This window comes from Noviherbaspirillum massiliense JC206 (assembly GCF_000312045.1).
Taxonomy (GTDB): domain Bacteria; phylum Pseudomonadota; class Gammaproteobacteria; order Burkholderiales; family Burkholderiaceae_D; genus Noviherbaspirillum; species Noviherbaspirillum massiliense.
Map to the genome: position 1 here is coordinate 1,234,863 of NZ_HE978634.1, position 25,041 is coordinate 1,259,903.

General features: G+C 60.3%; 21 protein-coding genes. 12 read left to right on the forward strand and 9 right to left on the reverse strand.

Translation table 11 applies throughout. The features are described from left to right. Positions 1-110: 110 nt before the first annotated feature. The 6 genes from HGHM_RS22220 to HGHM_RS06245 all read right to left on the reverse strand — a co-directional run bounded on the left by HGHM_RS22220 (position 111) and on the right by HGHM_RS06245 (position 8,486). Positions 111-1,718: a PAS domain-containing sensor histidine kinase gene (locus HGHM_RS22220; protein ID WP_019140652.1), complete on the reverse strand. Its 1,608-nt coding sequence runs from the start codon at positions 1,716-1,718 to the stop codon at positions 111-113. A 329-nt stretch (positions 1,719-2,047) separates the two neighbouring features. Further along, entirely contained in the window at positions 2,048-2,734 is a 687-nt protein-coding gene (locus tag HGHM_RS23810; protein ID WP_019140653.1) for an outer membrane lipoprotein, read from the reverse strand. A 217-nt stretch (positions 2,735-2,951) separates the two neighbouring features. Further along, a complete protein-coding gene (lysS, locus tag HGHM_RS06230) occupies positions 2,952-4,478 on the reverse strand; it encodes a lysine--tRNA ligase (protein WP_019140654.1) in 1,527 nt (508 codons plus the stop codon). Between the two features lie 38 nt (positions 4,479-4,516). After that, positions 4,517-5,621, reverse strand: a protein-coding gene (gene prfB, locus HGHM_RS06235; protein ID WP_148415408.1) for a peptide chain release factor 2 whose coding sequence is annotated in 2 segments (ribosomal slippage) — positions 4,517-5,539 and positions 5,541-5,621 — 1,104 coding nt in all. Because the reading frame shifts where the segments join, the coding sequence is not laid out codon by codon here. A gap of 109 nt (positions 5,622-5,730) precedes the next feature. Next, positions 5,731-7,431: a single-stranded-DNA-specific exonuclease RecJ gene (gene recJ, locus HGHM_RS06240; RefSeq protein WP_019140656.1), complete on the reverse strand. Its 1,701-nt coding sequence runs from the start codon at positions 7,429-7,431 to the stop codon at positions 5,731-5,733. Next, positions 7,422-8,486, reverse strand: coding sequence for a hypothetical protein (locus tag HGHM_RS06245; RefSeq protein ID WP_019140657.1), 1,065 nt, complete (start codon positions 8,484-8,486; stop codon positions 7,422-7,424). The genes recJ and HGHM_RS06245 overlap by 10 nt, the downstream gene beginning before the upstream one ends. Before the next feature lie 177 nt (positions 8,487-8,663). On the opposite strand from HGHM_RS06245, the gene HGHM_RS06250 reads away from it, so the two are divergent. From HGHM_RS06250 to ftsB, 11 genes are all read left to right on the forward strand, one after another. Then, a complete protein-coding gene (locus HGHM_RS06250) occupies positions 8,664-9,929 on the forward strand; it encodes a lipoprotein-releasing ABC transporter permease subunit (RefSeq protein ID WP_026075751.1) in 1,266 nt (421 codons plus the stop codon). Between the two features lie 18 nt (positions 9,930-9,947). Beyond that, a complete protein-coding gene (locus HGHM_RS06255) occupies positions 9,948-10,556 on the forward strand; it encodes a glutathione S-transferase family protein (RefSeq protein ID WP_019140659.1) in 609 nt (202 codons plus the stop codon). A gap of 3 nt (positions 10,557-10,559) precedes the next feature. Continuing rightward, complete coding sequence (gene lolD, locus HGHM_RS06260) at positions 10,560-11,246, forward strand: lipoprotein-releasing ABC transporter ATP-binding protein LolD (protein WP_407635406.1); 687 nt, start codon at positions 10,560-10,562, stop codon at positions 11,244-11,246. Then, complete coding sequence (locus HGHM_RS06265) at positions 11,236-12,033, forward strand: TatD family hydrolase (RefSeq protein ID WP_019140661.1); 798 nt, start codon at positions 11,236-11,238, stop codon at positions 12,031-12,033. Before lolD ends, HGHM_RS06265 begins: the two co-directional genes overlap by 11 nt. A gap of 4 nt (positions 12,034-12,037) precedes the next feature. Next, positions 12,038-14,458, forward strand: a complete 2,421-nt coding sequence (locus HGHM_RS06270; RefSeq protein WP_019140662.1) for a DNA internalization-related competence protein ComEC/Rec2 — start codon at positions 12,038-12,040, stop codon at positions 14,456-14,458. 152 nt (positions 14,459-14,610) lie between these two features. After that, positions 14,611-15,426, forward strand: coding sequence for an alpha/beta fold hydrolase (locus HGHM_RS06275; RefSeq protein ID WP_019140663.1), 816 nt, complete (start codon positions 14,611-14,613; stop codon positions 15,424-15,426). Positions 15,427-15,461: 35 nt separating this feature from the next. Continuing rightward, entirely contained in the window at positions 15,462-16,376 is a 915-nt protein-coding gene (locus HGHM_RS06280; RefSeq protein WP_019140664.1) for a lipid A deacylase LpxR family protein, read from the forward strand. 119 nt (positions 16,377-16,495) lie between these two features. After that, positions 16,496-18,154 (forward strand): CTP synthase, encoded by a 1,659-nt coding sequence (locus tag HGHM_RS06285; protein ID WP_019140665.1) that lies wholly within the window; start codon positions 16,496-16,498, stop codon positions 18,152-18,154. After that, positions 18,151-19,005 carry a 3-deoxy-8-phosphooctulonate synthase gene (kdsA, locus tag HGHM_RS06290; protein WP_019140666.1) on the forward strand — a complete coding sequence of 285 codons (855 nt, stop codon included), beginning with the start codon at positions 18,151-18,153 and terminating at the stop codon, positions 19,003-19,005. The genes HGHM_RS06285 and kdsA overlap by 4 nt, the downstream gene beginning before the upstream one ends. Before the next feature lie 106 nt (positions 19,006-19,111). Beyond that, positions 19,112-20,395 carry a phosphopyruvate hydratase gene (eno, locus tag HGHM_RS06295; RefSeq protein ID WP_019140667.1) on the forward strand — a complete coding sequence of 428 codons (1,284 nt, stop codon included), beginning with the start codon at positions 19,112-19,114 and terminating at the stop codon, positions 20,393-20,395. 63 nt (positions 20,396-20,458) lie between these two features. Beyond that, positions 20,459-20,779, forward strand: a complete 321-nt coding sequence (gene ftsB, locus HGHM_RS20840) for a cell division protein FtsB (protein ID WP_019140668.1) — start codon at positions 20,459-20,461, stop codon at positions 20,777-20,779. A gap of 110 nt (positions 20,780-20,889) precedes the next feature. On the opposite strand, the gene hslO is transcribed toward ftsB, so the two are convergent. Beyond that, a complete protein-coding gene (gene hslO, locus HGHM_RS06305) occupies positions 20,890-21,816 on the reverse strand; it encodes an Hsp33 family molecular chaperone HslO (RefSeq protein ID WP_019140669.1) in 927 nt (308 codons plus the stop codon). After that, positions 21,816-22,340 carry a gamma carbonic anhydrase family protein gene (locus HGHM_RS06310; RefSeq protein ID WP_019140670.1) on the reverse strand — a complete coding sequence of 175 codons (525 nt, stop codon included), beginning with the start codon at positions 22,338-22,340 and terminating at the stop codon, positions 21,816-21,818. Before HGHM_RS06310 ends, hslO begins: the two co-directional genes overlap by 1 nt. 50 nt (positions 22,341-22,390) lie before the next feature. On the opposite strand from HGHM_RS06310, the gene HGHM_RS06315 reads away from it, so the two are divergent. Then, positions 22,391-23,221, forward strand: a complete 831-nt coding sequence (locus HGHM_RS06315; protein WP_026075753.1) for a ferritin-like domain-containing protein — start codon at positions 22,391-22,393, stop codon at positions 23,219-23,221. A 31-nt stretch (positions 23,222-23,252) separates the two neighbouring features. Here HGHM_RS06315 and HGHM_RS06320 read toward each other — a convergent pair whose 3' ends face one another. Continuing rightward, positions 23,253-24,947, reverse strand: coding sequence for an acyl-CoA synthetase (locus HGHM_RS06320; protein WP_019140672.1), 1,695 nt, complete (start codon positions 24,945-24,947; stop codon positions 23,253-23,255). Positions 24,948-25,041: the final 94 nt, after the last annotated feature.

Consider the following 25,041-nt stretch of genomic DNA (forward strand, 5'->3'; position numbering starts at 1 on the left):
TGATGCTGGCCGGCGGTATGGCGGCGCTTTCACAAGCCGGTGCATATCGTGAGCAGGTGCGCTGCCACCGGCACTACGGCGGCGCATCCGAAAGTCAGTCGGCGCTAAAGTCAGTGCGCCTTGTCCGCCGGGATTGATATCGATACCGTCAGCGTGGTGCCTTTGTCCGGATCGCTGGCAATGGCCAGGTGTCCTCCAAGCGCGTTGACGCGTTCCTCGATGCCGATTAACCCGAAAGCGTTCGCCTTCCTGCGGCAGCCGGGATAGATGCCGACACCGTTATCCGCTACCTGCATGCAGACCTTGTCGCCATCCCGGCGCACTTCGATGTCTACATGGGTCGCCTGAGCGTGGCGCACGACATTGTTGAGGGATTCCTGAAGGATGCGGAACAGGGCGGTGGCGCGGTCGTCATCCAGGCAAAAGTCCTTGCCGTCCACCTGCAGGCCGCAGCTGATGCCGCTGCGGCGCTGGAATTCCCTGACTTGCCATTCGATCGCGGCATTCAGACCAAGATCAAGTACCGTCGGGCGGAGGTTGTTGATGGCTGCCCGGACCGCCTTCATGGTGGCATCGATATGGCCAAGCGCCACTTTCACCTTTTCATTCAGACGTGGATGCGTCCTTGCGGTGCGGCTATCGAGCATGGCCACATCGATTCGGAGCGCCAGCAGATTTTGCCCCAGGTCGTCGTGGATTTCCCGGGCAATCCGCTTGCGTTCATCTTCCCTGACGCGCTCCTGGTAGGACACTAGATGGCGCAGCATGCGATGGGATTGCTCGAGCGATTCTTCAATGCTTTTTTGTTCCGAAATATCCGTGCAGCTTCCAATGAAACCGAGGAACTGACCCGAAGGCGAAAATCGAGGGCACGCTTTTGCCAGCACATGGCTGTATTTGCCGTCCTGGTTCCGCAACCTGTATTCCAGGCTGAACGCCTCGCGTACGCGGGACGCCGCTGCCTGCACGTCAAGGCATGCCGGCAAGTCATCCGGATGGATATCCCGCATCCAGCCCGTGCCAAGCGCTGCCTCCAGTGTACGTCCGGTGAAGTCCAGCCAGCCCTTGTTGACCCAAGAACAGGAGTTGTCATGGTCAGACATCCACATCAGAACCGGCAGCGTGTCGATCATGTTCCGCAACTGCCGCTCGTTCTCCGCCAAGGCCAGTTCTTCTTTCCTGCGCTCACTAATATCGATCGCGCTGATTCTGCAGGTCTGCTGCCGCTGGTCAGTCACAGCCTCAAGGTGGACGTGAAATATCTGCCTGCTTCCATTCACCAATGCCACTTCGGTGGCGCGCTTGCTGCGCTCGTTGAAGACTTTGTCCAGAAAAGCTTGAAAGCATAGCCGCGACTCCGGCACCACGAAATCGTTGAGTCTGCCGCCCAGCAGATCCCGGCGTGCCAGTCCCAGCAGGCCGGCTGCCGCAGGATTGGCGCTAGTGATGGTGCCCTGACGGGTCAGGGTGAAATAGGCGAACGGAGCCGATTCATAAAGGTCGGTATAGAAAGCAAGGCGTGCTTCAAGTTCTGCGCGCGAATGCGGCATGGACGAGCCGTATGCCTCCAATCTCGTCTCGTGCAGCGAGTACTCGGAAAAACTTGTATGCAGGCTGGAGGAAAGCGGGTCAAGCTGGACCGTGCGGGACTTGGCTTTTTCCTTTTCAGCAGTACGCTGGTGCAGTTCATTCATGCTGGTAAATTTATTTCCGGCCATGGTCACTGCTATCCCTTTCTGAAAAGAAAAGTTTCACAAACCCAACTGCATGAAGTCAACGCCAATTCCTCCGGAGAGCACGCGCATCATTGCTATCAATGCGCGCTCCCTGTGCGGTCAATGATGCCATCGATCAGGGAATTGGAACCAGCTTTCGACAATGACAAATCATAGAATATTTTTTGCTCGTGTCCGGGTTACGTCAAGCTTGCATTTTTTTACTGTGGCGCCGGCGATCAATTTGACGGCATCTCTGTCATCGTCCTGTTCTCGAAATCAAAAAAGGCGGCATGAAAGCCGCCTCATTACCATGCCTCTTCGCGCAATGCTTATGCATTCGAAGTCAGATGTCCATCGACGATGCGCACCCGGTCGCCCACGCCCCACGCAGGCTGCTTTGCATAGGTAAAGGTGCGGACATGGCCATTGTCCAGGCGCACGCGTACCTGATACGACGTGGTGGCACGTGCACGCTTTTCAACTTCATTACCGGCAAAGCCGCCGCCGACCGCGCCAGCCACTGTCGCTAGCTTGCGACCATTGCCGCCGCCAACCTGATTGCCCAGAACGCCGCCGACCAATGCGCCGGCAGCGATGCCGATACCGCTGCCCTGGCCCTGCTGCTGTATAGCCTGCACCGCCTCAACCCTGCCGCAGCTGTTGCAGACGCTGGGTGCTTGCGCAGTGCTGGAATACGCCGGACGCGCATGCGAAGAAGTACTCGAGGTTGCGGATGTGGACGGATTGCGGTATTTGGAGGCGGCCTTGTCTTGTGTCTTGCCGGCGCCGCCAGCGGAATCATCCGCGGACGGCGCAGTGGCCGATTCGGATGGGGATGCTGCCGACGCGAGTTGCGCCTGCGATGCCGTGCTCGCAGTGGCCGGCGGATTGGAACTGTGGGAGTTCGGAAGCAATCCGGTCATTGCTGCAACTCCTGTCAAGCTGACCAGCATGACAGCAATCGCTGCACCAGCCATCAAGGGATGAATGCGGGTCGGTGTCTTATCGGCGTCCATGATTTACCTCCTTTGAATCGGACTTGCATGTGCAACTGTACGCATTGATTATCAATGCTTCGCCGCAGCAATGGAACGAGCTGAATGTGTAAGCTGTAAGGCCATGTAACAGGCGTTTTTGAAATTGCAATTGCCTGGATTTTTATCAAATGCAGAAATGAAAACGGGACCGTCTTCGGTCCCGTTTTCGTGCTTCGCAATGTCAGATGGAATGCGCTCAGTCCTCGCGCCGCAGGTGCGGAAACAGGATCACGTCGCGGATATTCGGAGAATCGGTGATCAGCATCATCAAGCGGTCGATGCCGATGCCGCATCCACCGGTGGGCGGCAGGCCGTATTCGAGCGCGCGGATATAGTCAGCGTCGAAGTACATCGCTTCCTCGTCGCCTGCATCCTTGGCTTCGACCTGCGCCTGGAAGCGCGCCGCCTGGTCCTCGGGATCGTTCAGCTCGGAAAAGCCGTTGGCGATTTCGCGGCCTGTAATGAACAGCTCGAAGCGCTCGGTAATGCCAGGAACGGTATCGGAAGCGCGCGCCAGCGGCGAGACTTCGACCGGATAATCGACGATGTAGGTCGGTTCCCAAAGCTGTGCTTCGGCAGTTTCTTCGAAGAGAGCGAGCTGCAGCGCGCCGAGTCCTGCAGTAGCAAGCGGCTCGACGCCGAACTTCTTCAGCTCGGCTTTCAGGAAGGCTGCGTCATGCAGCTGTTCGTTGGTGTAATGCGGTGCGTATTTGTTGATGGCGCCGACAATGGTCAGCCGCTGGAAGGGTTTGCCCAGATCGAGTTCGCGGCCCTGATAGGTAAGGCGTGCCGTACCATGGGCATCGATTGCCGCCTGGCGGATCACTGCTTCGGTGAAATCCATCAGCCATTTGTAATCGACATAGGCCGCATAGAATTCCATCATCGTGAATTCCGGGTTGTGCCGCGGCGACACGCCCTCGTTGCGGAAGTTGCGGTTGATTTCGAAGACCCGTTCGAAACCGCCGACCACCAGGCGCTTCAGATACAGTTCGGGCGCGATGCGCAGGAACATTTCCATGTCGAGCGCATTGTGGTGGGTGACGAAAGGCTTGGCCGCCGCTCCGCCGGGAATTGGGTGCAGCATCGGCGTTTCCACTTCCATGAAGCCGTGCTCGGCCATGAAGCGCCGGATCGATGAAATCGCGGCAGTACGCGCCTTGAAGGTGCGGCGTGTTTCCTCGCTCGTGATCAGGTCGACATAGCGCTGGCGATATTTCACTTCCTGGTCCGCCAGACCGTGGAACTTGTCGGGCAGGGGGCGCAGCGACTTGGTCAGCAGGCGCAGTGCAGTGACCTTGATCGACAGTTCCCCGGTCTTGGTCTTGAACAAGGTACCTTCCGCGCCGAGGATGTCGCCGAGATCGTAATGCTTGAAGGCGGCGTGGGTTTCCTCGCCTGCCATGTCGTTGGTGATGTAGAGCTGGATGCGGCCGTCGGCTTTCAGGCCGGACGCGTCCTGGATGGTGGCGAAGGAAGCCTTGCCCATTACGCGCTTGAGCATCATGCGGCCGGCGACCGAGACCTTGACCGGCTGCGCTTCGAGTTCTTCATTGCTCGACCCGTCGTAGCGGGCATGCAGGTCGGCTGCCTTGTCCTGTGGACGGAAATCGTTCGGGAAAGCCACGCCTTGTTCCCGGATCGCGGCCAGCTTGGTGCGGCGCTCGGCGATGATGGAATTCTCATCCTGAACCGGCGTTGCGTTTTCGTTGTGATTGCTCATGGAGATAAAACGTTTTTATAAGGAATGGCGTTGCGTGCTTATACGCCCTGCTTGAGCGAGGCGGCGATGAAGTCGTCCAGGTCGCCGTCCAGCACGGCCTTGGTGTTGCCAACTTCGTAATTGGTGCGCAAGTCCTTGATGCGCGACTGGTCAAGCACATAGGAGCGAATCTGGTGGCCCCAGCCGATATCGGTCTTGGCATCTTCCATCTTCTGCTGTTCGGCCATACGCTTGCGCAACTCAAGTTCGTACAGGCGTGACTTGAGCATTGCCCATGCCTCGGCCCGGTTGCGGTGCTGGCTGCGGTCATTCTGGCATTGCACGACGATGCCCGAAGGGACGTGCGTCAGGCGCACCGCCGAGTCGGTCTTGTTGATGTGCTGTCCGCCGGCGCCGGATGCACGGAAGGTATCGGTGCGGACATCAGCCGGGTTGATCTCGATCTCGATCGACTCGTCCACTTCCGGGTAGACGAAGACGCTGGAGAACGAGGTATGGCGGCCGTTGGCGGAGTCGAACGGCGATTTGCGCACGAGGCGATGCACTCCGGATTCGGTGCGCAGGAAGCCGTAGGCATATTCGCCCTCGACCTTGACCGTCGCAGTCTTGATGCCGGCAACTTCACCTTCCGAGATTTCCAGGATCTCGGCCTTGAAGCCCTTGCGCTCGCAGTAGCGCAGATACTGGCGCAGCAGCATCGAAGCCCAGTCCTGGGCTTCGGTACCGCCGGCGCCAGCCTGGATATCGATGAAGCAATTGTTCGGGTCCATCGGATTGGCAAACATCCGGCGGAATTCCATGCCTTCGACCAGCTTCTTGAGTTCCTCTGCGTCGCCCTCGATCGCATGCAGGGTGTCTTCATCCTGCTCTTCGCGCGCCATGTCGAACAAGTCCCTGGCATCGCGCAGGTCGGTATCGATCCTGGTGAGGGTGTGGACGATCGCTTCCAGCGATTTCTTTTCCTTGCCCAGGTCTTGGGCGCGCTTCGGGTCGTTCCAGACGTTGGGATCTTCCAGCTCGGCGTTGACCTGTTCCAGTTTCTCCGACTTCACATCGAAGTCAAAGATACCTCCGTAGTTCGGACTCGCGGGTGCTCAGGTCGTCGAGCAGGGCGGAGAGGGCATTGAGACGTTCTGCTTCCATGGTGAATTCTGTCCAAAATCAAACCTTACATTATACCCGACGGACGGCCCGCTATCCCTGCAGTTCCAAAGCCTTGCTTGTCCGGCTTTCAATGTTCCGGTGCGATGACTTACGCCGGCTGGACATGTTCAACCAGCAACTGCACGCGCGTCACGCCGTTGAATTCATTGGCATCCAGGCGGTAGGCGACGAGAGCCCGCTCGGGCAGGTTGTCCACGTGGCCGAACCAGATGGCGTCGTAGCGGCGGCCATCCTTTTCCAGCAAAAGTTTCAGATGCCGCTCTTTCAAGATACGCTGGTTCAGCACCCGGAATTCGTCGCAGAACACCGGCGGCGGAAAACCCTGGCCCCAGACTTGCGCATCCATCAATTCAATGAATTGCGGTGTGAAATAGGCATCTTCCAGCGCGCCGTCGGTTTCGATCACCCGTTCCAGCTGGCTTTGCGTCAGCCAGGTCTTGCCGACCACTTCGAATGCCGCTTCGAAGGCCTCGAAGGCGTCCGCCCGGATCGTCAGCCCGGCTGCCATCGCATGGCCGCCGAATTTCTCGATCAACGCAGGTGCTTGCTTGGACACCAGATCCAGGGCATCGCGCAGGTGGAAGCCCGCGATCGAGCGTCCGGACCCCTTGATCAGGCCGTCGCCTGCCGGTGCAAAGGTGATGGTCGGCCGGTAGAACTTTTCCTTCAGGCGCGAAGCCACAATGCCGATCACGCCCTGGTGCCAGCTTTCGTCAAAGACGCTGATGGTCGCCTTGTCCTGCGGGCTGAAGCGGTCGAGCAGGGCGAGGGCAGTGTCCTGCATTCCGGCCTCGATGTCGCGCCGCTCGCGGTTGATGGCATCGAGCTGCTGCGCAATGACCCAGGCCCGGCCTTCGTCATCGGTGGTCAGGCATTCGATGCCAAGTGACATGTCGGCCAGCCGGCCGGCGGCATTCAGGCGCGGGCCAAGAGCAAAGCCGAGATCGAAGGGCGTCGCACGCCGCGCTTCCCGCCCGGCGGCACGGAACAGGGCAGCAATGCCCGCATGCATGCGCCCGGCTCGCATGCGCTTCAATCCCTGGGCCACCAGGATGCGGTTGTTGGCGTCGAGCTTGACCACGTCCGCGACGGTGCCGAGCGCCACCAGATCGAGCAGGACATCGAGCTTGGGCTGGGTCTGCGCATCGAACACGCCGCGCCTGCGCATTTCGGCGCGCAGCGCCAGCAGCACATAGAACATCACGCCGACACCGGCCAGATTCTTGCTCGGGAAGCCGCAGGCCGGCTGGTTGGGGTTGACGATGACCCGTGCCGCGGGCAGGGTGTCCGCCGGCAGGTGGTGATCGGTGACCACGACTTCGATGCCGCGCCGGTTTGCTTCCGCCACGCCGTCGATGCTGGCGATGCCATTGTCGACGGTAACGATGATGTCCGGTGATTTTTCCCGAGCAGTGAGGTCGACGATTTCAGGCGTCAGGCCGTAGCCGTACTCGAAGCGGTTGGGCACGATGAAATCGACTTGTGCGCCCAGGGCCCGCAGGCCGCGCAGAGCGACTGCACAGGCGGTAGCACCGTCGGCGTCGTAATCGGCGACCACCACCATTTTCTTTCCGGCGGAAATGGCGTCGGCAAGAAAGGAAGCGGCAGCATCGACATGCAACAGCCCGGAAGGTGCGGCAAGCGCATTCAGCTCGCTGGCAAGGTCCTGCGCATCGGCCAGACCGCGCGCGGCGTACAGGCGCGCCAGTACCGGGTGCACCCCTTGCTGGCGCAGCATTTCGGCAGCGCGGAAAGAATAGGAGCGAGTGGTAATGCGGGTTACGGACATAAGCGGGCGAGAGATGGCTTGATCCAGAATTTTCGCAGGGAGAGCCTGGATGCGGTGAAAGTGGACAAGCGGGAATTATGCGTGAGGATCAGTGACACGCGGTCGATTTTCCCCGACTGCAGCGCTTCCAGCTGCGGCACGAACCAGTCCTTTTCCAGCTGCTGAAAAGTACCCAGCCATCGCGACCAGTCGTTTGCCAATGCCGGTTCGATCAGCTCGTCCAGCAAGACCAGTCCGCGCTCCGGCCTGGCAGCAATAACTTCGCCTGCGCTGGCATGCGCAGCAGTCTTGCTCGCATGCTGGGCGAGCGCGCTCGCCCAGCCGCTTAGTCCAAATACGGCGGAATAAGCGCTGCGCGCATGGCCAGTAGCCGGCGATGCGCCGCCCCAGATCCATATCGAGTTCACCGGCTTTTGGCCTTTCGCCTCGCGCTCCGCGTTGACCGGATGCGTGAACCAGTGCATTTGCACTTCGTTCTGGATCTTGCGCCAGCTGCGCTCGCCTTCGCCCTTGGGCATCCAGATATCGATGTTATGGCCGCAGGCGGCATCCGGCGTACTGGTACGCAACTGGCTCCAGCTGTCGGCATGCACGAACCAGGTGCCGGCATTACCAAAGAGCAAAGTCTTGTCATCCTCTTCGAACAGCATCCTTGCCACCTCGAACAGGGCGCGCGATTCATCCTCAGCCAATTCCAGCTGCCTCGGGTCAGTCAGGACCAGGTGGTCACGGGCGATGAAAAAATGCACCGGTTGCAGCACGAACCAGTTGCCGGTTTCCCGCGCCAGCCCAAGCGACAGCATGAAATCCGGTGCGATCGGCGGGCTGTTTTCGGCCGCGAGGCTAGTGCCGAAGCCGAACTGATGCGCAAGCCAGGCTTCATGAGGAAGGGCGGGGGCGAACGGGTCCAGGCGTTCGCCTGCAGAGGGATTGCGGCCCGGGGTTGCCCGCGCAAGAAGGCCTGCAAGGGCGGGCGCTTTCAATTCCCTCAACAGATCGGCCGACATTTCCTCCGGGGGGAGGCTGAAGGGGACAAGGATATCAAGCTGACTCATGGCGCGATTGTATGGCATATGGCAAACTGCGGGCTTCATTTGCATGTTGCCATTGAATCTATCAGGCATCCGCGTCGCCTGTCGCCCTGCCAAGCCAGCATCCCGGCGCTACGAGGCCTCTTGCATGATTGTGCATGCGGGATCGAGATTGCAGGCAACGCTTTCAGGAGTTTCCCCTTGAGCATGATCAAGAATTTGCCGTTTGAATGGCTGGTCGGCATGCGCTATACGCGCGCCGGACGCCGCAACGGCCGCAACAGTTTCATTTCCTTCATTTCGCTCATTTCCATGGCCGGCATCGCCCTGGGGGTGGCGGCACTGATCGTCGTGCTGTCCGTGATGAACGGGTTTCAGAAGGAGGTGCGGGACCGCATGCTGTCGGTGCTGGCGCACATCGAAATCTACGATGCCACCGGCGCCTTGCCCGACTGGCAGGAAACCGCTCGCGAGGCCTTGCAAAACAAGGAAGTGATCGGCGCGGCGCCTTACGTTGCAGGGCAGGCGATGATGACGCGCGACGACACGGTGCATGGCGTGATCGTGCGCGGCGTGCTGCCGCAGGAAGAACCGAAGGTTTCCGATGTCGCGTCGCAGGTGCGCGCGGGCAGCTTCAGCGAGCTCCGGCCCGGCGAATTCAATATCGTGCTGGGCAGTGAGCTGGCCGCCGATCTGCACGCCGATGTCGGCGACAAAGTCACGATGATCGCACCCCAGGGCCAGATCACCCCGGCGGGTGTGATACCGCGCCTGAAGCAGTTCACCGTGGTCGCCATCTTTGAAGCGGGGCACCACGAATACGATTCCAGCCTGGCTTTCATCCACATCGACGATGCAATGAAAATGTTCAGGCTGAGTGCGCCTTCCGGCCTGCGCCTGCGCATCCAGGACATGCAGCGCGCGCCGGAAGTGGCGCGCGACTTGTCCCATATGTTGTCCGGTAACCTGCTGATCCTCGACTGGTCAAAACAAAACCGCACCTGGTTTGCCGCGGTACAGACAGAGAAGCGGATGATGTTCATCATCCTGACCCTGATCATCGCGGTCGCTGCATTCAACCTGGTTTCCACCCTGGTGATGACCGTCACCGACAAGCAGGCCGATATCGCCATCCTGCGCACGCTCGGCGCATCGCCGGGATCGATCCTGAAAATCTTCATGATCCAGGGCGCCCTGGTCGGCTTGCTCGGCACCGCCATCGGCGTAGCACTGGGAGTGCTGGTGGCGCTGAACATCGACGTGATCGTGCCCTTCATCGAGCACCTGTTCGGCGTGCAATTCCTGTCCAAGGATATTTACCTGATCACGGCCCTGCCATCCGACCTGCGCTGGCCGGATGTGTGGACCATCGGCGGCGTGGCAGTGATTCTTGCCTTCCTGGCGACCCTGTATCCAAGCTGGCGCGCGGCAGGCGTGCGGCCGGCGGAAGCCTTGCGTTATGAATGAAAAAGAAAAGAGGCAACCATGAAACTGATCGGCTTGTTTGACTCCCCCTACGTGCGGCGCGTGGCCATTTCGATGCGGCTGCAGGGCTTCAGCTTCGAACACGTCGCGCTCTCAGTATTCCGCACCCAGGAAGAGATGCGCAAGATCAATCCGCTCGTCAAGGTGCCGATGCTAGTGCTGGACAACGGCGACAAGTTGGTCGACAGCAGTTTCATCCTCGACTACCTCGACGGCGAGACGCCAGCGGAAAAGCGCCTGATCCCGGCTTCCGGCCCTGAACGCATGCGGATCCAGCAGCAATGCGCCGTTGCCCTGGTGGCGTCCGAGAAGGCGGTACAGATTGTCTATGACACACGGCAGCGACCGGCAGAATATTCCTATGCGCCGTGGGTGGAGCGCTGCACCGGGCAAATGCATGCCGCCTTTTCCATGCTGGAAGCCTTGCCGGAACCGGCCCTGCTGTCCGGCGGGCCGATCACTCAGGCGGAAGTCACTACCGCAGTAGTGCTGCGCTTTGCGCAGTACATGCTCGCCGCCGAATTCCCGGCGGGGCGTTACCCGAAGTTGGAGAAGCTGTCCGCCTATTGCGAAGCATTGCCTGCCTTCGTTCAGACACCCTTGGAATAAATGATGGATCAAACAGTTTTGTCCTGCCGCGGCCTGAAGAAAACCTTCACCCAGGGCAAGTATGCGGTCAATGTCCTGAACGGCATCGACTTCAGCGTATCCCGCGGGGAGCGGGTTGCCATCGTCGGCGCATCCGGTTCCGGCAAGTCGACCTTGCTGCACCTCCTTGGAGGGCTGGACACGCCGACGGCGGGCAGCATCAGCCTGAACGGCAAGGATTTCGCCAGCCTGAGCGACAAGGCGCGCGGCGAACTGCGGAATTCCTCGCTGGGTTTCGTCTACCAGTTCCATCATTTGCTGCCGGAATTTTCCGCACTGGATAATGTCGCGATGCCCCTCATGATCCGCAGGATCAGCCGGGCCGAAGCGCAGCAGGCCGCTCAGAAAGTGCTGTCCCGCGTCGGACTGGCAAACCGGGTTTCACATGTGCCGGGAGAGCTCTCGGGCGGTGAGCGGCAGCGCGTGGCACTCGCGCGCGCGCTCGTGACACAACCAGCCTGCGTGCTCGCCGATGAACCCACCGGGAATCTCGACCGCGTCACGGCGCACAAGACCTTCGACCTGATGCTCGAGCTGTCGCGCACGCTGGGTACGGCTTTCGTGATCGTCACCCATGACATCGAGCTGGCAAGGCACTGCGACCGAGTCCTGCGCCTGTCGGAGGACGGATTGCATCCGTATGTGGATTGATACCCATTGCCACCTCGATGCCTGCGAATTCGCAGGCGAAGCGGAAGCGGTTGCCGCACGTGCCGCCGAGCAGCGTGTTTCGTGGATCGTCATTCCCGCCATCGAGCGAGCCAACTTCTCGACCGTGGCGACGCTTGCGGCCGGACTCGACAATTGCGTCTACGCGCTGGGCATCCATCCGATTTTCGTGCCCCAGGCAAAGGAGGAAGATCTCGCCGTTCTGAGAACCGCCGTGCAGGCGGCGATGGACGATCCGCGCTTCGTCGCGATCGGGGAAATCGGCCTGGATTTCTTCGTGCCCTCGCTGCGCGACGAGGCACTGCGCGAGAAGCAGGAGCATTTCTACAGCGAGCAATTGAAGATCGCCCGCGATTTCGATCTACCGGTGCTGCTGCATGTACGCCGTTCCCAGGACATCATCCTCAAGTACCTGCGGCGCATCAATGTGCGCAAGGGTATTGCCCATGCCTTCAACGGCAGCTTCCAGCAGGCGGAGGAATTCCTGACTCGCAGCTTCAAGCTTGGCTTCGGCGGAGCGATGACCTTTACCCGGGCGCTGCAAATCCGCCGGCTGGCAGCGGAACTGCCGGCGGAAGGACTGGTGCTGGAAACCGACGCGCCCGACATTGCGCCGGCCTGGCGTCATCCGCAGCGCAATGCCCCGGAGGAACTGCCGAGCATCGGGCAGGTGCTTGCCGACCTGCGTGGCATTTCCGTCGATGACGCAGCCCGGCTTACTTCCGGCAATGCATATTCTGCCTTGCCCCGGCTTGCTAGTCTGAGCTGAGTTCATGCGCAGCGCGGTCATCGGTTTCGTGGTCGGCGCTGCGCTGCTGCAGACCCTGGCGGCATTGCCGGCCTCGTACCTGTTGTGGCTGCTGCTTGCGCTTGCGATCCTTCTTCTCGCTTGCTTGACAGTCGCCCGAAATCCGATTGTTCACCTTTCCCTCCTGCTTGCAGTGGGCTCCATGGCCGGGTTCGCATGGGCAGGACTGTTTGCGGCGCATTACCTCGCGAAGGAATTGCCGAGGGATTGGGAAGGGCGTGACATCACGTTGATCGGCACGGTCGATAGCCTGCCCTTCCGCTTCGAGCAAGGCGTGCGCTTCAATTTTGCGGTGGAGCGCGTTCTGACGAAGGACGCCGAAGCAGCCGTGCCGCCGAAGCTGGCATTGTCCTGGTATTCGGGCTTTCGCGATGAGGAAGTGCAGCAGGTCGGTGACGTCCGTCCGGGGGAACGCTGGCAACTGACGGTGCGCCTGCGCCGGCCGCATGGCAATGCCAATCCAAACGGCTTCGACTACGAAGTGTGGCTGCTCGAGCAGAACCTGCGGGCGACCGGTTATGTCAGGCCTGCTGATGGACTGAGCGGGCAAAACCGGCGCCTGGATGCATTCGTTTTCAGCTTCGGGAATCTGGTGGAACGCTGGCGTGGCACACTGCGCGACCGCATATTCGAAGCCCTGCCGGACAAGCCCTATGTCGGTGTGATCGCCGCGCTGGTGATCGGCGACCAGAAGTCGGTCAGCCAATCCGATTGGGAGGTGTTCGCTCGCACCGGGGTAGGACATCTGGTCTCGATCTCGGGCTTGCACATCACGATGGTGGCAGGGCTGTTCGCTGCGCTGATTTATGCGCTGTGGCGCCGGTCATTTTTTCTGCGCGCGGATCTCCCGCTGCTGCTGCCGGCGCAGAAGGCGGCAGCGCTGGCCGGGGTTCTGACCGCAACGGTCTATGTGCTGCTGGCCGGGTTCGGGGTGCCGGCGCAACGCACGCTCTACATGCTGGCCGTCGTTGCAGTTGCACTATGGTGCGGGCGGCTCACCAGCGTTTCGCATGTGCTGTGCATCGCGCTGGGGCTGGTCGTGCTGCTCGATCCCTGGGCGGTGCTGTGGCCCGGATTCTGGTTATCGTTCGGTGCGGTCGGGATCATCCTCTATGCGACGGTCGGGCGTGCACACCTGCAGTCGCTGGACGACGCACCAAGGAGCGAGCGCTGGAAACGCGCCTTCACGGCCGGCGCCCATACCCAGTACGTCGTTACCCTCGGGCTGGTGCCGCTGACGATGCTCCTGTTCGGGCAGATTTCCCTGGTCAGCCCGGTCGCCAATGCCTTCGCCATTCCCCTGGTCAGTTTCCTGGCCACCCCGCTGGCCCTGATGGGAAGCATTGCACCGCCCCCCCTGTCTGCCTGGTTGCTCGGACTGGCCCATGCGCTGATTGAATGGCTGGCTTACGGATTGGAACTGCTGAGCGGATTGCGGGCAGCCGTGTGGTCGGCGCCGGTTCCGTCGTGGTGGATGTTCCTGCTGGCGCTCGTCGGCACGCTGTGGTTGCTTGCGCCAAGGGGGTGGCCGGTACGGTGGCTGGGGCTGGCCGGCTTTCTGCCTCTGATGCTGAATGCTCCGCAGCATCCCGCATCGGGCGAAATGTGGATCACCGCGTTCGATGTCGGGCAAGGCATGGCGCTCCTCATTGAAACGCCCCAGCATCGCCTGCTTTACGATACCGGGCCGGCATATTCGCCGGAGGCGGACGGCGGCAACCGTGTCATTCTTCCCTACCTGAAGTCGCGTGGAATCAACACCCTGGACGGCCTCATCGTTTCGCACAGCGACACCGACCACTCAGGCGGGGCTGCCTCGATACTCAGGGAAATCGCGGTCCGGTGGGTTTCCTCTTCGCTGCCGAGCGAACACTCCATTGTGAAAGCGGCCCCGGATCATCGCCGCTGCGAAGCAGGGCAGAGCTGGGAATGGGAGGCGGTACGTTTTGAGATGCTGCATCCTGCCGGGACAAGCTACGACAACGCCAAATGGAAACCGAATGCCCGAAGCTGCACCCTCAGGATCACCCTGGGGGCACAGTCGATACTTTTGCCCGGCGATATCGAAGCGGCGCAGGAAAACGAACTCGCCAGCCGCGAGCCGGCCAAGTTGCGCGCGTCGGTGCTGCTTGCGCCGCATCATGGCAGCGGCACCTCCTCGACGCCGGCCTTCCTGACCAGGGTACGGCCCGAGGTCGCCTTGTTCCAGGTGGGTTACCGGAACCGCTACCGCCATCCCAAGCCGGAAGTGTTCGAACGCTACAAGGACCTCGGCATCCGGCGCCTGCGTAGCGACGAATCGGGCGCCATCACCCTGCGCTTCAATTCATCCATGGAGATTGAGGAATACCGGGCGGAGCATTTGCGCTACTGGTACGGCCGCTGACCCTTTCCTCCCTCCTGCCGCCCGCGGCGCGGCATTTCTGAGGAAGATCAGGGAAATATAGAGCAAGTTGTCGAAACGGTCGTTTTGCGAATCCCGGAACGCCTCGCTCCCATTACAATTCCGGTCGTTCCAAATGAGACTGCTCGCCGCACATGCCGCCGCAAAATGCCATCCCCCTGCCGACGCTTCACTTTGTCCATGCCAATAGTTTCCCGGCAGAGACTTATCGGGTGTTTTTCAACCATCTGCGCCGCCATTACGATGTGCAGGCGCTGCCAATGCATGGCCATAATCCCGCCTATCCGGTTACCGACGGCTGGGCTCATCTTCAGCGGGAATTGATCGATGAATTGAGGGTCCGCTACAGCAAGCCGGTCATCCTTGTCGGCCATTCGATGGGCGGCATGCTGAGCCTGATGGTGGCTAGGGCACACCCGGAACTGGTACGCTGTGTCTTGCTGCTCGATGCACCGGTGGTCGCGGGGTGGCGGGCTCTGCTGCTGAGAGCTGCGAAGCGGGTGGGCGTGGACAGGAAATTTTCGCCAGCACGATTTTCCGCAAAGCGCAGGAACCTTTGGCCGAACCATGAATCTGCCTTTCAGCATTACGTTTCGAAACCGTTGTTTGCGAGCTGGCCCGCAGAAGTCTTGCGAGATTACGTCGACCACGGACTTGTCCCGCATCCGGAAGGGGTGACCCTGCGATTTACACGGGAAACGGAAACGGCGATCTACCTCGGCTTGCCGCATCATATCGGCGCGCTGATTAGGCGACCCTTCCCGGTGCCGGTCGGTTTTGTCGGCGGCAGGGATTCGGCGGAGTGCCGCCAGGCTGGATTGGGGGCAACCAGGCGCCTGGTGGGCCGGCATTTCCGCCAGATGGAAGGTGGCCACCTGTTCCCGATGGAGTTTCCGGGGAAGGCCGCGGATGCGGTCCATGAGATGATTCAGACTTTGCTTCGTTCATGAAAGAGCCGATGCGTTTTGCCTGTATCCGATACCTGATGAGTTTCGTGCTTGTGGCGGCTAGCTGCAATGCTGCAGCCGGTCCCCTGGCCGACCTCTATTCCGATTACCAAAGGGTTGCGTCGGAAGGCAGGAAAACCCATATCGCCGATATCGACAACGACAGCCTGACTCTCAAGAACGAAGACAGCTTGTATACCAGCGGTTTTCGCTACACCAGGAAATACACGCTGGAGGATTCCGGTGGCGCGACCGCTTTTAGCTGGCGCGTGGGCCAGGAACTCTACACCCCGTCGGATATCAAGCTGCCGCCCGAGGATGTGGGCCCGCCCGATCATCCGTATGCCGGATGGTTGTACCTCGGATTCTTCAAGGAGCGCTTCGGGGCCGACGGCAGCCATACGAAGGTCGGGGTCGACCTCGGATGTCTCGGACCATGTGCTGGCGGGAAGTGGACGCAGACCAATCTCCACAGACTGATCAATCAGAATCTGCCGCGGGGATGGAGCAAGCAAGTGAAAAACGAGGTGGGTGTCATTCTGCATGCGGAGATGACTCCCGTGCGCTGGATGCCGACATCCTGGCTGGATATCGCGCCACGGATCGAGGGGCGTTTTGGGAATATCCATACCGATGTCACGGGCGGATTGACGCTGCGCGCCGGACAGTTGAATGTACTGCCGGAGCGACCCGGCTGGTTCGGATTTGTTCGCGCGGACATGCGCGCCGTGGCCTATGACGCGACCCTGCAGGGCGGCTATTTTTCAAGCAATAACCCGCATGTCGTGGACCCCCGGAGGTGGGTGGGAGAAGCGGAAGCCGGCATGGCATGGAGCAGCGGAAAATATGGCGCCAGGGTGTCGCTTGTCCGGCGCGGAAACGAAATTCGCGGCCTGTCGGATTCGATAGGTGTGCAGAATTTTCTGCGCCTGCAGTTTTCCTATACTCCTTGATGAAGTTTGATGTGTGCCCGATGTCAAACAGGTAAAATCCGCGCAAGTCGCGAATCGCAAAAAAAGCGGTTTGGGGTATAATTTGAATTTCCCGCACGTGCCGTCCGGCACATTCAGCAATGACCAAGTTTGTATTCGTCACTGGCGGCGTCGTGTCTTCCCTGGGCAAGGGAATCGCAGCCGCCTCCCTCGCTGCGATCCTCGAATCGCGCGGCCTCAAAGTCACCCTGATCAAGCTCGACCCGTACATCAACGTAGACCCGGGAACGATGAGCCCTTTCCAGCATGGCGAGGTATTCGTTACCGATGACGGGGCGGAGACCGACCTCGACCTCGGCCATTACGAGCGCTTCATCAGCGCCAAGATGCGGAAGGTTAACAATTTCACCACCGGCCAGATTTACGAATCCGTCATCCGCAAGGAAAGACGGGGTGAATATCTCGGCAAGACGGTGCAGGTGATCCCGCACATCACCAATGAAATCCAGGATTTCATCAAGCGCGGCGCGGATGGTTTCGACGTCGCGCTGGTGGAAATCGGCGGCACTGTCGGCGATATCGAATCGCTGCCTTTCCTCGAGGCGGCACGCCAGTTGAGCCTGCGCTCCGGGCGTAACGAGACCGCCTTCGTGCACCTGACGCTGGTGCCTTATATTGCTTCGGCCGGCGAACTGAAAACCAAGCCGACCCAGCATAGCGTGCAGAAGCTGCGCGAGATCGGCATCTCCCCGGACGCGCTGCTGTGCCGCGCCGACCGCCGCATTCCGGACGACGAGCGGGCCAAGATCTCGCTGTTCTCGAATGTGCAGGAAGACGCCGTCATCTCGGTCTGGGATGCCGACACCATCTACAAGATCCCGCAAATGCTGCATGACCAGGGTCTGGATGCCATCGTCTGCGAAAAGCTTGGCCTGTCGCCAAAGCCCGCCGACCTGTCGGTCTGGACGAAGCTGGTGTACGCACTCGAGAATCCGAAGCATGAAGTTACGATCGGCATGGTCGGCAAGTACGTCGACCTGACCGAATCCTACAAGTCCCTGACCGAAGCACTGCGCCACGCCGGCATCCATACGGGAAGCCGGGTCAATATCGAATATCTCGATTCGGAAGAAATTGAGGAAAAAGGGACGGCCAACCTCGCGAAGTACGATGCGATCCTCGTGCCCGGCGGTTTCGGCAAGCGCGGCGTGGAAGGCAAGATCGCCGCTGCGCGATTCGCCCGCGAGCACAAGCTGCCTTACCTTGGCATCTGCCTCGGTATGCAGGTGGCGCTGATCGAATATGCGCGCAACAAGGCCGGGCTCGCCAAGGCGAACTCCACCGAATTCGATCCTGATACCGAGCATCCGGTGGTGGCCTTGATCACCGAATGGCAGAACCATGACGGCAAGGTCGAGAAGCGCGATGCCAATTCCGACCTGGGTGGAACCATGCGCCTGGGTGCGCAGACCTGCGCGGTGAAGCCCGGCACGATCGCAGCCGAGATCTATGGCTCCGAAGTCACCGAACGCCATCGCCATCGCTACGAAGCCAACAATCATTACCTCGGCCGCGTGGAAGAGGCGGGGCTGGTCGTTTCCGCCCGCACACCGACCGAAGGATTGTGCGAAATCATGGAACTGCCGCGTAACGGCCAGGATGCCCATCCTTGGTTCGTCGGCGTGCAATATCATCCGGAATTCAAGTCGACTCCGCGCGAAGGTCACCCATTATTCATTTCATTCATCAAGGCGGCGCTTGAGCACAAGCGTGCCTCTTCAAAAAGGAATGCAGCATGAAGCTGTGCGGTTTCGAAGTCGGACTGAATCGACCCTTTTTCCTGATCGCCGGACCTTGCGTGATCGAATCGCGTCAGATGGCGCTCGACACGGCAGGTGCTCTGAAAGAGCTGACCGGCGAACTCGGTATCCCCTTCATCTACAAATCCTCTTTTGACAAGGCGAACCGTTCGTCGGGAACCTCTTTCCGCGGTCTTGGCATGGAGAAGGGCCTGGAGATCCTCGCAGAGGTCAAGAAGCAGATCGGCGTGCCGGTGCTGACCGATATCCATGAAATCGACGAGGTCAAGCCGGTTGCCGCCGTGGTCGACGTATTGCAAACGCCAGCCTTCCTGTGCCGCCAGACCGATTTCATCCGCGCCTGCGCCCAGTCCGGCAAGCCGGTCAATATCAAGAAGGGCCAGTTCCTCGCGCCGCACGACATGAAGAATGTCATCGACAAGGCACGTGCCGCCGCGAAGGAAGCCGGCCTCGAGCAGGACAATTTCATGGCCTGCGAGCGTGGCGCCTCCTTTGGTTACAACAACCTGGTATCGGACATGCGCTCGCTCGCTATCATGCGCGAGACCGGCTGCCCGGTGGTGTTTGATGCCACCCATTCCGTTCAGCTTCCGGGCGGGCAGGGCTCGTCCTCCGGCGGGCAGCGCGAGTTCGTTCCTGTCCTGGCACGCGCTGCAGTAGCGGTAGGCGTAGCCGGACTGTTCATGGAAACCCATCCGAATCCGGCGCAAGCCATGTCGGACGGCCCGAATGCCGTGCCCCTGGCGCGCATGAAAAACCTGCTCGCGACCCTGATGGAGCTCGACCGTGTCGTGAAGAAGGCAGGCTTTGCCGAAAACGACTTTTCGTAAGCGGGAATGATGTTCCGGCTCGCCGGGCGCCTTCGCGCTCTGAGTGATGATGCCGAATTCATGCGCCTGCGCACCCTAATGAATTTGTTTTATTTAGGAGAATGGAATGAGTGCGATTGTTGACATCATCGGGCGCGAAGTAATCGATTCGCGCGGCAATCCTACGGTCGAATGCGATGTGCTGCTGGAGTCCGGTGTCATGGGCCGGGCTGCAGTGCCTTCGGGCGCCTCGACCGGTTCGCGCGAGGCGATCGAGCTGCGCGACGGGGACAAAAGCCGTTATCTCGGCAAGGGCGTGCTGAAGGCATGCGAACACATCAATACCGAAATTTCCGAAGCGATCATGGGGCTGGATGCGAATGAGCAAGCCTTCCTCGACCGCACCCTGATCGATCTAGACGGCACCGAAAACAAGAGCCGCCTTGGCGCGAATGCAACGCTGGCTGTCTCCATGGCTGTGGCGAAAGCAGCTGCCGAGGAATCCGGCCTGCCGCTGTACCGCTATTTCGGCGGCTCCGGCGCAATGCAGATGCCGGTGCCGATGATGAACGTCATCAACGGCGGCGCGCACGCAGACAATAACCTGGACTTGCAAGAGTTCATGATCATTCCGGTCGGCGCACCGAGCTTCCGCGAAGCCGTGCGCTATGGTGCCGAAGTGTTCCATACCCTGAAAAAGATCCTGCACGACAAGCGCCTGACGACTGCCGTTGGCGATGAAGGCGGCTTTGCGCCTTCCGTCGAAAACCATGAAGCCGCGATCAAGCTGATCCTGCAGGCAATCGAGCAGGCCGGCTATGAACCGGGCCGCCAGATTGCGCTGGGCCTGGACTGCGCAGCATCCGAGTTCTACAAGGACGGCAAATACCACCTGGAAGGCGAAGGCCTGACGTTGACCTCGGCCGACTTCACCAATGTGCTGGCAACCTGGTGCGACAAGTATCCGATCATCTCGATCGAGGACGGCATGGCGGAAAATGACTGGGAAGGCTGGGCGACCCTGACCAATGCGCTGGGCAAGAAAGTACAGCTGGTCGGCGACGACCTGTTCGTGACCAACACCCGCATCCTGCGTGAAGGCATTCAGAAGAACATTGCCAATTCGATCCTGATCAAGATCAACCAGATCGGCACTCTGACCGAAACCTTTGCTGCAATCGAGATGGCCAAGCGTGCCGGCTACACGGCAGTGATTTCGCACCGTTCCGGAGAAACCGAAGATGCGACGATTGCCGATATCGCAGTCGGCACCAATGCCCTGCAGATCAAGACCGGCTCCATGTCGCGCTCGGACCGCATCGCGAAGTACAATCAATTGCTGCGTATCGAGGAAGATCTCGGTGATATCGCCAGCTATCCCGGCCGCGGCGCTTTCTATAACCTGAAGTAAGGGCCTCGGCTCCAGCCTGAAGGCATTCCCGCTTCAGGCTGGAGTCCATGAAAAGAGTGTTCCATGCGCCTGATCACCCTCAGTCTCGCAGCCTTGCTGCTCCTGATCCAGTATCCGTTATGGCTGGGGAAGGGCGGCTGGCTGCGCGTCTGGGACCTCGACAACCAGGTCGTCGCCGCCCAGCAGAAAAACGAGGAACTCAAGGCGCGCAATGCCAAGCTCAATTCCGAAGTGCAGGACTTGAAGGAAGGCACGGAGGCCGTCGAGGAACGCGCCCGCTTCGAGCTGGGGATGATCAAGGCCGACGAGATTTTCGTCCAGGTACTGGACGGGAATGGCAAACCGCCCATGACGGCGGACGCACAGCCTGCCGCCCGCAACTAATCCATCAGCCCATTCTCTTGCGTCGGCCAGTAAAGCCCGCAACTCCTGAGCTATCCTGAGGAGCCGGGAGAGGCGCTGCCTCGGTCCTGGACAGCGCTCCCTGCCATGCATCAATGCCGGACATGGCTTGCCGGCTGTACGCCTTCACTTGAAGTATCGGTTGCAAACAGTTGCGCGCAATCGACCGCATCGAAGTCGTAGTGGCGGCCGCAGAAATCGCAGTCAATGTTCAGCTTTCCCAGTTCCGCAAGAGCTGCCTCAACTTCCTGCCGGCCCAGGATCTTAAGCATGTTCGCTACTTTCTCGCGTGAGCAGCTGCAACGGAAAGACGGATGCTTCGCATCGAGAACCCTGATTGTTTCTTCCCAGAAGAGGCGGCGCATAAGAGTATCTACGTTGGTCGTCAGCAGTTCCTCCCTGCGCAGGGTGTTGCCGAGCATGACAGTGCGGTTCCAGGTTTCGAGGTCGTCGCTGACCGATGTCCCAGTGCCGCCTTCCTTCGGCAGCTTCTGCAGCAGCAGGCCGCGCGCCACGGTCGGGTCCGCGGCGAGCCACAAGCGGGTGTCGAGCTGTTCCGAGCGCAGCATGTAATTTTCAATGACCGTCGCTACCGAGTCGCCGTCCAGTGGCACGATGCCCTGATAAGGCTGCTGGCCCGGCAGCTTGTCCTTGGGATCGAGCGTGATGACGAAGCGGCCTTGGCCATGGGCGTGGACGAGCGAGGTCAGGGAGTCCTCGTCCCCGATCACTGCGTCGGACGCCAGCTTTGCGGTTGCGCGCAGATGCAGTTCCGAATCGCATTCCACCACCAGCAGTCGCACCGGGCCATCGCCATGGATTTGCATGACGATGGAACCATTGAATTTCAGATTGGCTGAAAGCAATGCCGCTGCCGCCAGCATTTCTCCAAGCAGGGTTTTTACGGCTTTCGGATACGTGTGGTGCGACTGGATTTCGCGCCAGGTGTCGGGCAACTCGACCAGTTCGCCGCGCACTGCCGCGTTTTCAAAGATGAATTTTTGCAGAGTATCCATCATTAACCAATCTTCTTCAGGTCCTGCTTGAACAACTGGCCGCGCTTGACATAGTTGCCGGTGTTGCCATGCATGCGGGCGATATCTTCCTCGCTCAGGGTGCGAACGGCTTTTGCAGGGCTGCCGATGATGAGGGAATTGTCGGGAAATTCCTTGCCTTCGGTGACCAGCGCGCCGGCGCCGACCAGGCAGTTTTTACCAATCTTCGCGCCATTCAGGATGATGGCCTGAATGCCGATCAGCGAACCCTCGCCGATGGTGCATCCATGCAGCATCGCCTGATGGCCTACCGTCACGTTCCTGCTCACGGTGAGTGGAAAGCCCGGATCGGTATGCAGCACGCAGCCCTCCTGAATGTTGCTGTTTTCGCCAATGCTGATCAGTTCATTGTCGCCGCGGATGGTCACATTGAACCAGATGCTGGCATTCGCTTCGATCTTCACCTTGCCGATCACGTTTGCCGCATCGGTAACATAGGCGGAAGAATGAATGTCTGGAGAGTGCTCGCCCAATTGGTAGATAGCCATGGATGTCCGTAAAATTGATTGTTTTAAACCCGCATTTTACCGCCGCTCGAATGAATCCATTGCCAACTGCAGATTTCGTTTCCTCCCTGACAGAATTGCGTGCCGCAGCCTTGACCTGCCTTGTGACAAGCGAGGTGGAGCATAAGATGCGCGGGGTGGAAGGCTTGGCCTCGGCATGGTTGCGGGGCCAGATTGCGTTGCAGGAGCAAGCGGAGCTGGAAGCGTCGCAACCCGTTCCGGGGCGGCCCGCCAGACCGGAGCTGGTGCCGCCCTTGGAGGTGAAGCATCGTTCGATGCGCACTGTCGAAGGTCGGGCCGCCCTGATTCATGCATTGGCCCACATCGAATTCAATGCGATCAACCTGGCGCTGGACGCCATCTGGCGCTTTCCCGGCATGCCGCGGGAATACTATGGCGACTGGCTGCAGGTGGCGGCGGAAGAGGCGCTGCATTTTTCACTGCTGTCATCCCATCTCGAAGTGCTGGGATTTGCCTATGGTGATTTTCCGGCCCATAACAGCCTGTGGGACATGGCGGAAAAAACGCAGCATGACATTCTCGCCCGCATCGCACTCGTGCCGCGCACCCTGGAAGCGCGGGGCCTTGATGCCTCTCCGCCTATGCGGGCCAAGCTTGCGCAGGCGGGCGATATGGCGGCTGCACAGATTCTCGACATCATCCTGCGCGATGAGATCGGGCATGTCGCGATCGGCAACCGCTGGTATGCCTGGCTGTGCCGGGAGCGCGGACTGGATCCGATCACAACCTACGCAACCCTTGCGGTGAAGTACAAGGCGCCGGTGCCGCGCGGGCCATTCAATCTGGAGGCAAGAAGAGCCGCCGGCTTCAACGAGGAGGAGCTGGCGGCCCTGGCTTCTTGACTGGTGCAATGTCCGAAACGGGACGCACGTCTTATGCGGGCTGCCCGTTCGTGCCGGCGGCGCGCTCCTGTTCCCGCAACCTCAACATGCGGCGCTGCACCTTGCCGGTCGTCGTCATCGGCAACTGGTCGATGAATTCAATTTCCTTCGGATATTCATACGGCGCGAGCTTGCCGCGCACGTGGGCCTGCAGTTCAGCGACCAGCCTGGCATCGGCTTCCTCGCCGCGTTCGACTCCCGGTGTCAGCACGATATACGCCTTGACGATATTGCCGCGCTCCGGGTCCGGCTTCGGTACGACCGCCGCATTGATCACTGCCGGATGCTTGACCAGGCAATTCTCGATTTCCGACGGCCCGATGCGGTAGCCGGCTGCCTTGAACATGTCATCCGCCCGGCCTTGGTACCAGAGATAACCGTCCTCGTCCACCAGCGCCAGGTCGCCGGTGCGGCACCACTCGCCGGAATACTTGTTGCGCGTGGCTTCCGGGTTCTTCCAGTAGCCGAGGAAGAAAACCGGATCGGGTGTGCCGTGGGTATCGGTTCGGCGCATCGCCACTTCACCGATTTCGCCCGGCTTGACCGGATTGCCGTCGTCGTCGATCACACCGACCAGGTGGCCGGGATAGGGGCGGCCCATGCTTCCAGGTTTTGCCGGCCAGAGCTGGGCGCTGTTGCCGACGATGTAGTTCATTTCGGTCTGGCCGAACATTTCATTCGGCGTGATGCCGAGCGCATCCTGGCACCAGTTGAACACCGCATCGCCGACAGCTTCCCCGGCGCTCATGATGGCACGCAGCTTGAGCGAAAACCTGCTGCGCGGCGCAGGATACGCTTTCATCATCATCTTCAGCGCAGTCGGGAACAGGAAAGTATTGGTGACGCCGTATTTTTCGAGCAGGTAGAACGCGGTATCCGCCGAAAAGCGCCCGCGGTAGCCGACGATCGGCTTGCCGAAATAAAGCGTGGGCAGCAGCGCATCCATCAGGCCGCCGGTCCAGGCCCAGTCGGCAGGCGACCAGAACACGTCGCCGTCCTGCGGAAACCAGTTCTGGGATGCGACGAAGCCGGTCAGGTTGCCGATGATGGCCGAATGAGGAATCAAGGCGCCCTTGGGCGCGCCGGTCGTCCCGCTGGTATAGATCAGGATGGCCGGATCGCTGGCCTTGGTCGCAGCAGGTTCAAATTCGGGATCGGCCTTGGCCAGTTCTGCATGCCAGTCGAGCGTGTCGGCGGGGTCGCAATGAATCGCAATGACGTGGCGCAGGGCAGGGCAATTGGCACGGATCGCCTGCAGGCTGTCATGCGCCGCGCTGTCGACGATTGCCACCACCGCTTCGCTGTTTTGCAGCCGGTACTCAAGTGCATCCGGCCCGAACAGGATGGAGAGCGGCATCGCGATTGCACCGGATTGATAGCAGGCCATGTGGGCAACCGCCGTCTCACCCTGCTGCGGCAGGATGATCGCCACCCGGTCGCCGCGTGTGACGCCCAGCCTGGCCAGGACGTTGGAAAGGCGATTCGCCTGCTCCTGCAGGGAGGCATAGGTGAGGGTGGCGGTATGCCCGGCCTCGTCCTCGAAGTGGATCGCAATGCGCGACCTGTCTTTCGCCCAGCGCGCACAGCAGACTTCGGCAATGTTGAACCATTCGGGAACATGCCAGCGAAATTCGCGGTACAGCGTGTCGTAGCGGTCCTGTTGCGGGAGGCGGTCATCCGGTGCCATTGTTTCCCCCTTATAATTAATGAACGGTCGTTCTATTATTTCGGGCCTGCAGGTGCAAGGCCGGCCGAAAGGGCTCCGTTGGCCGGCATTCCAT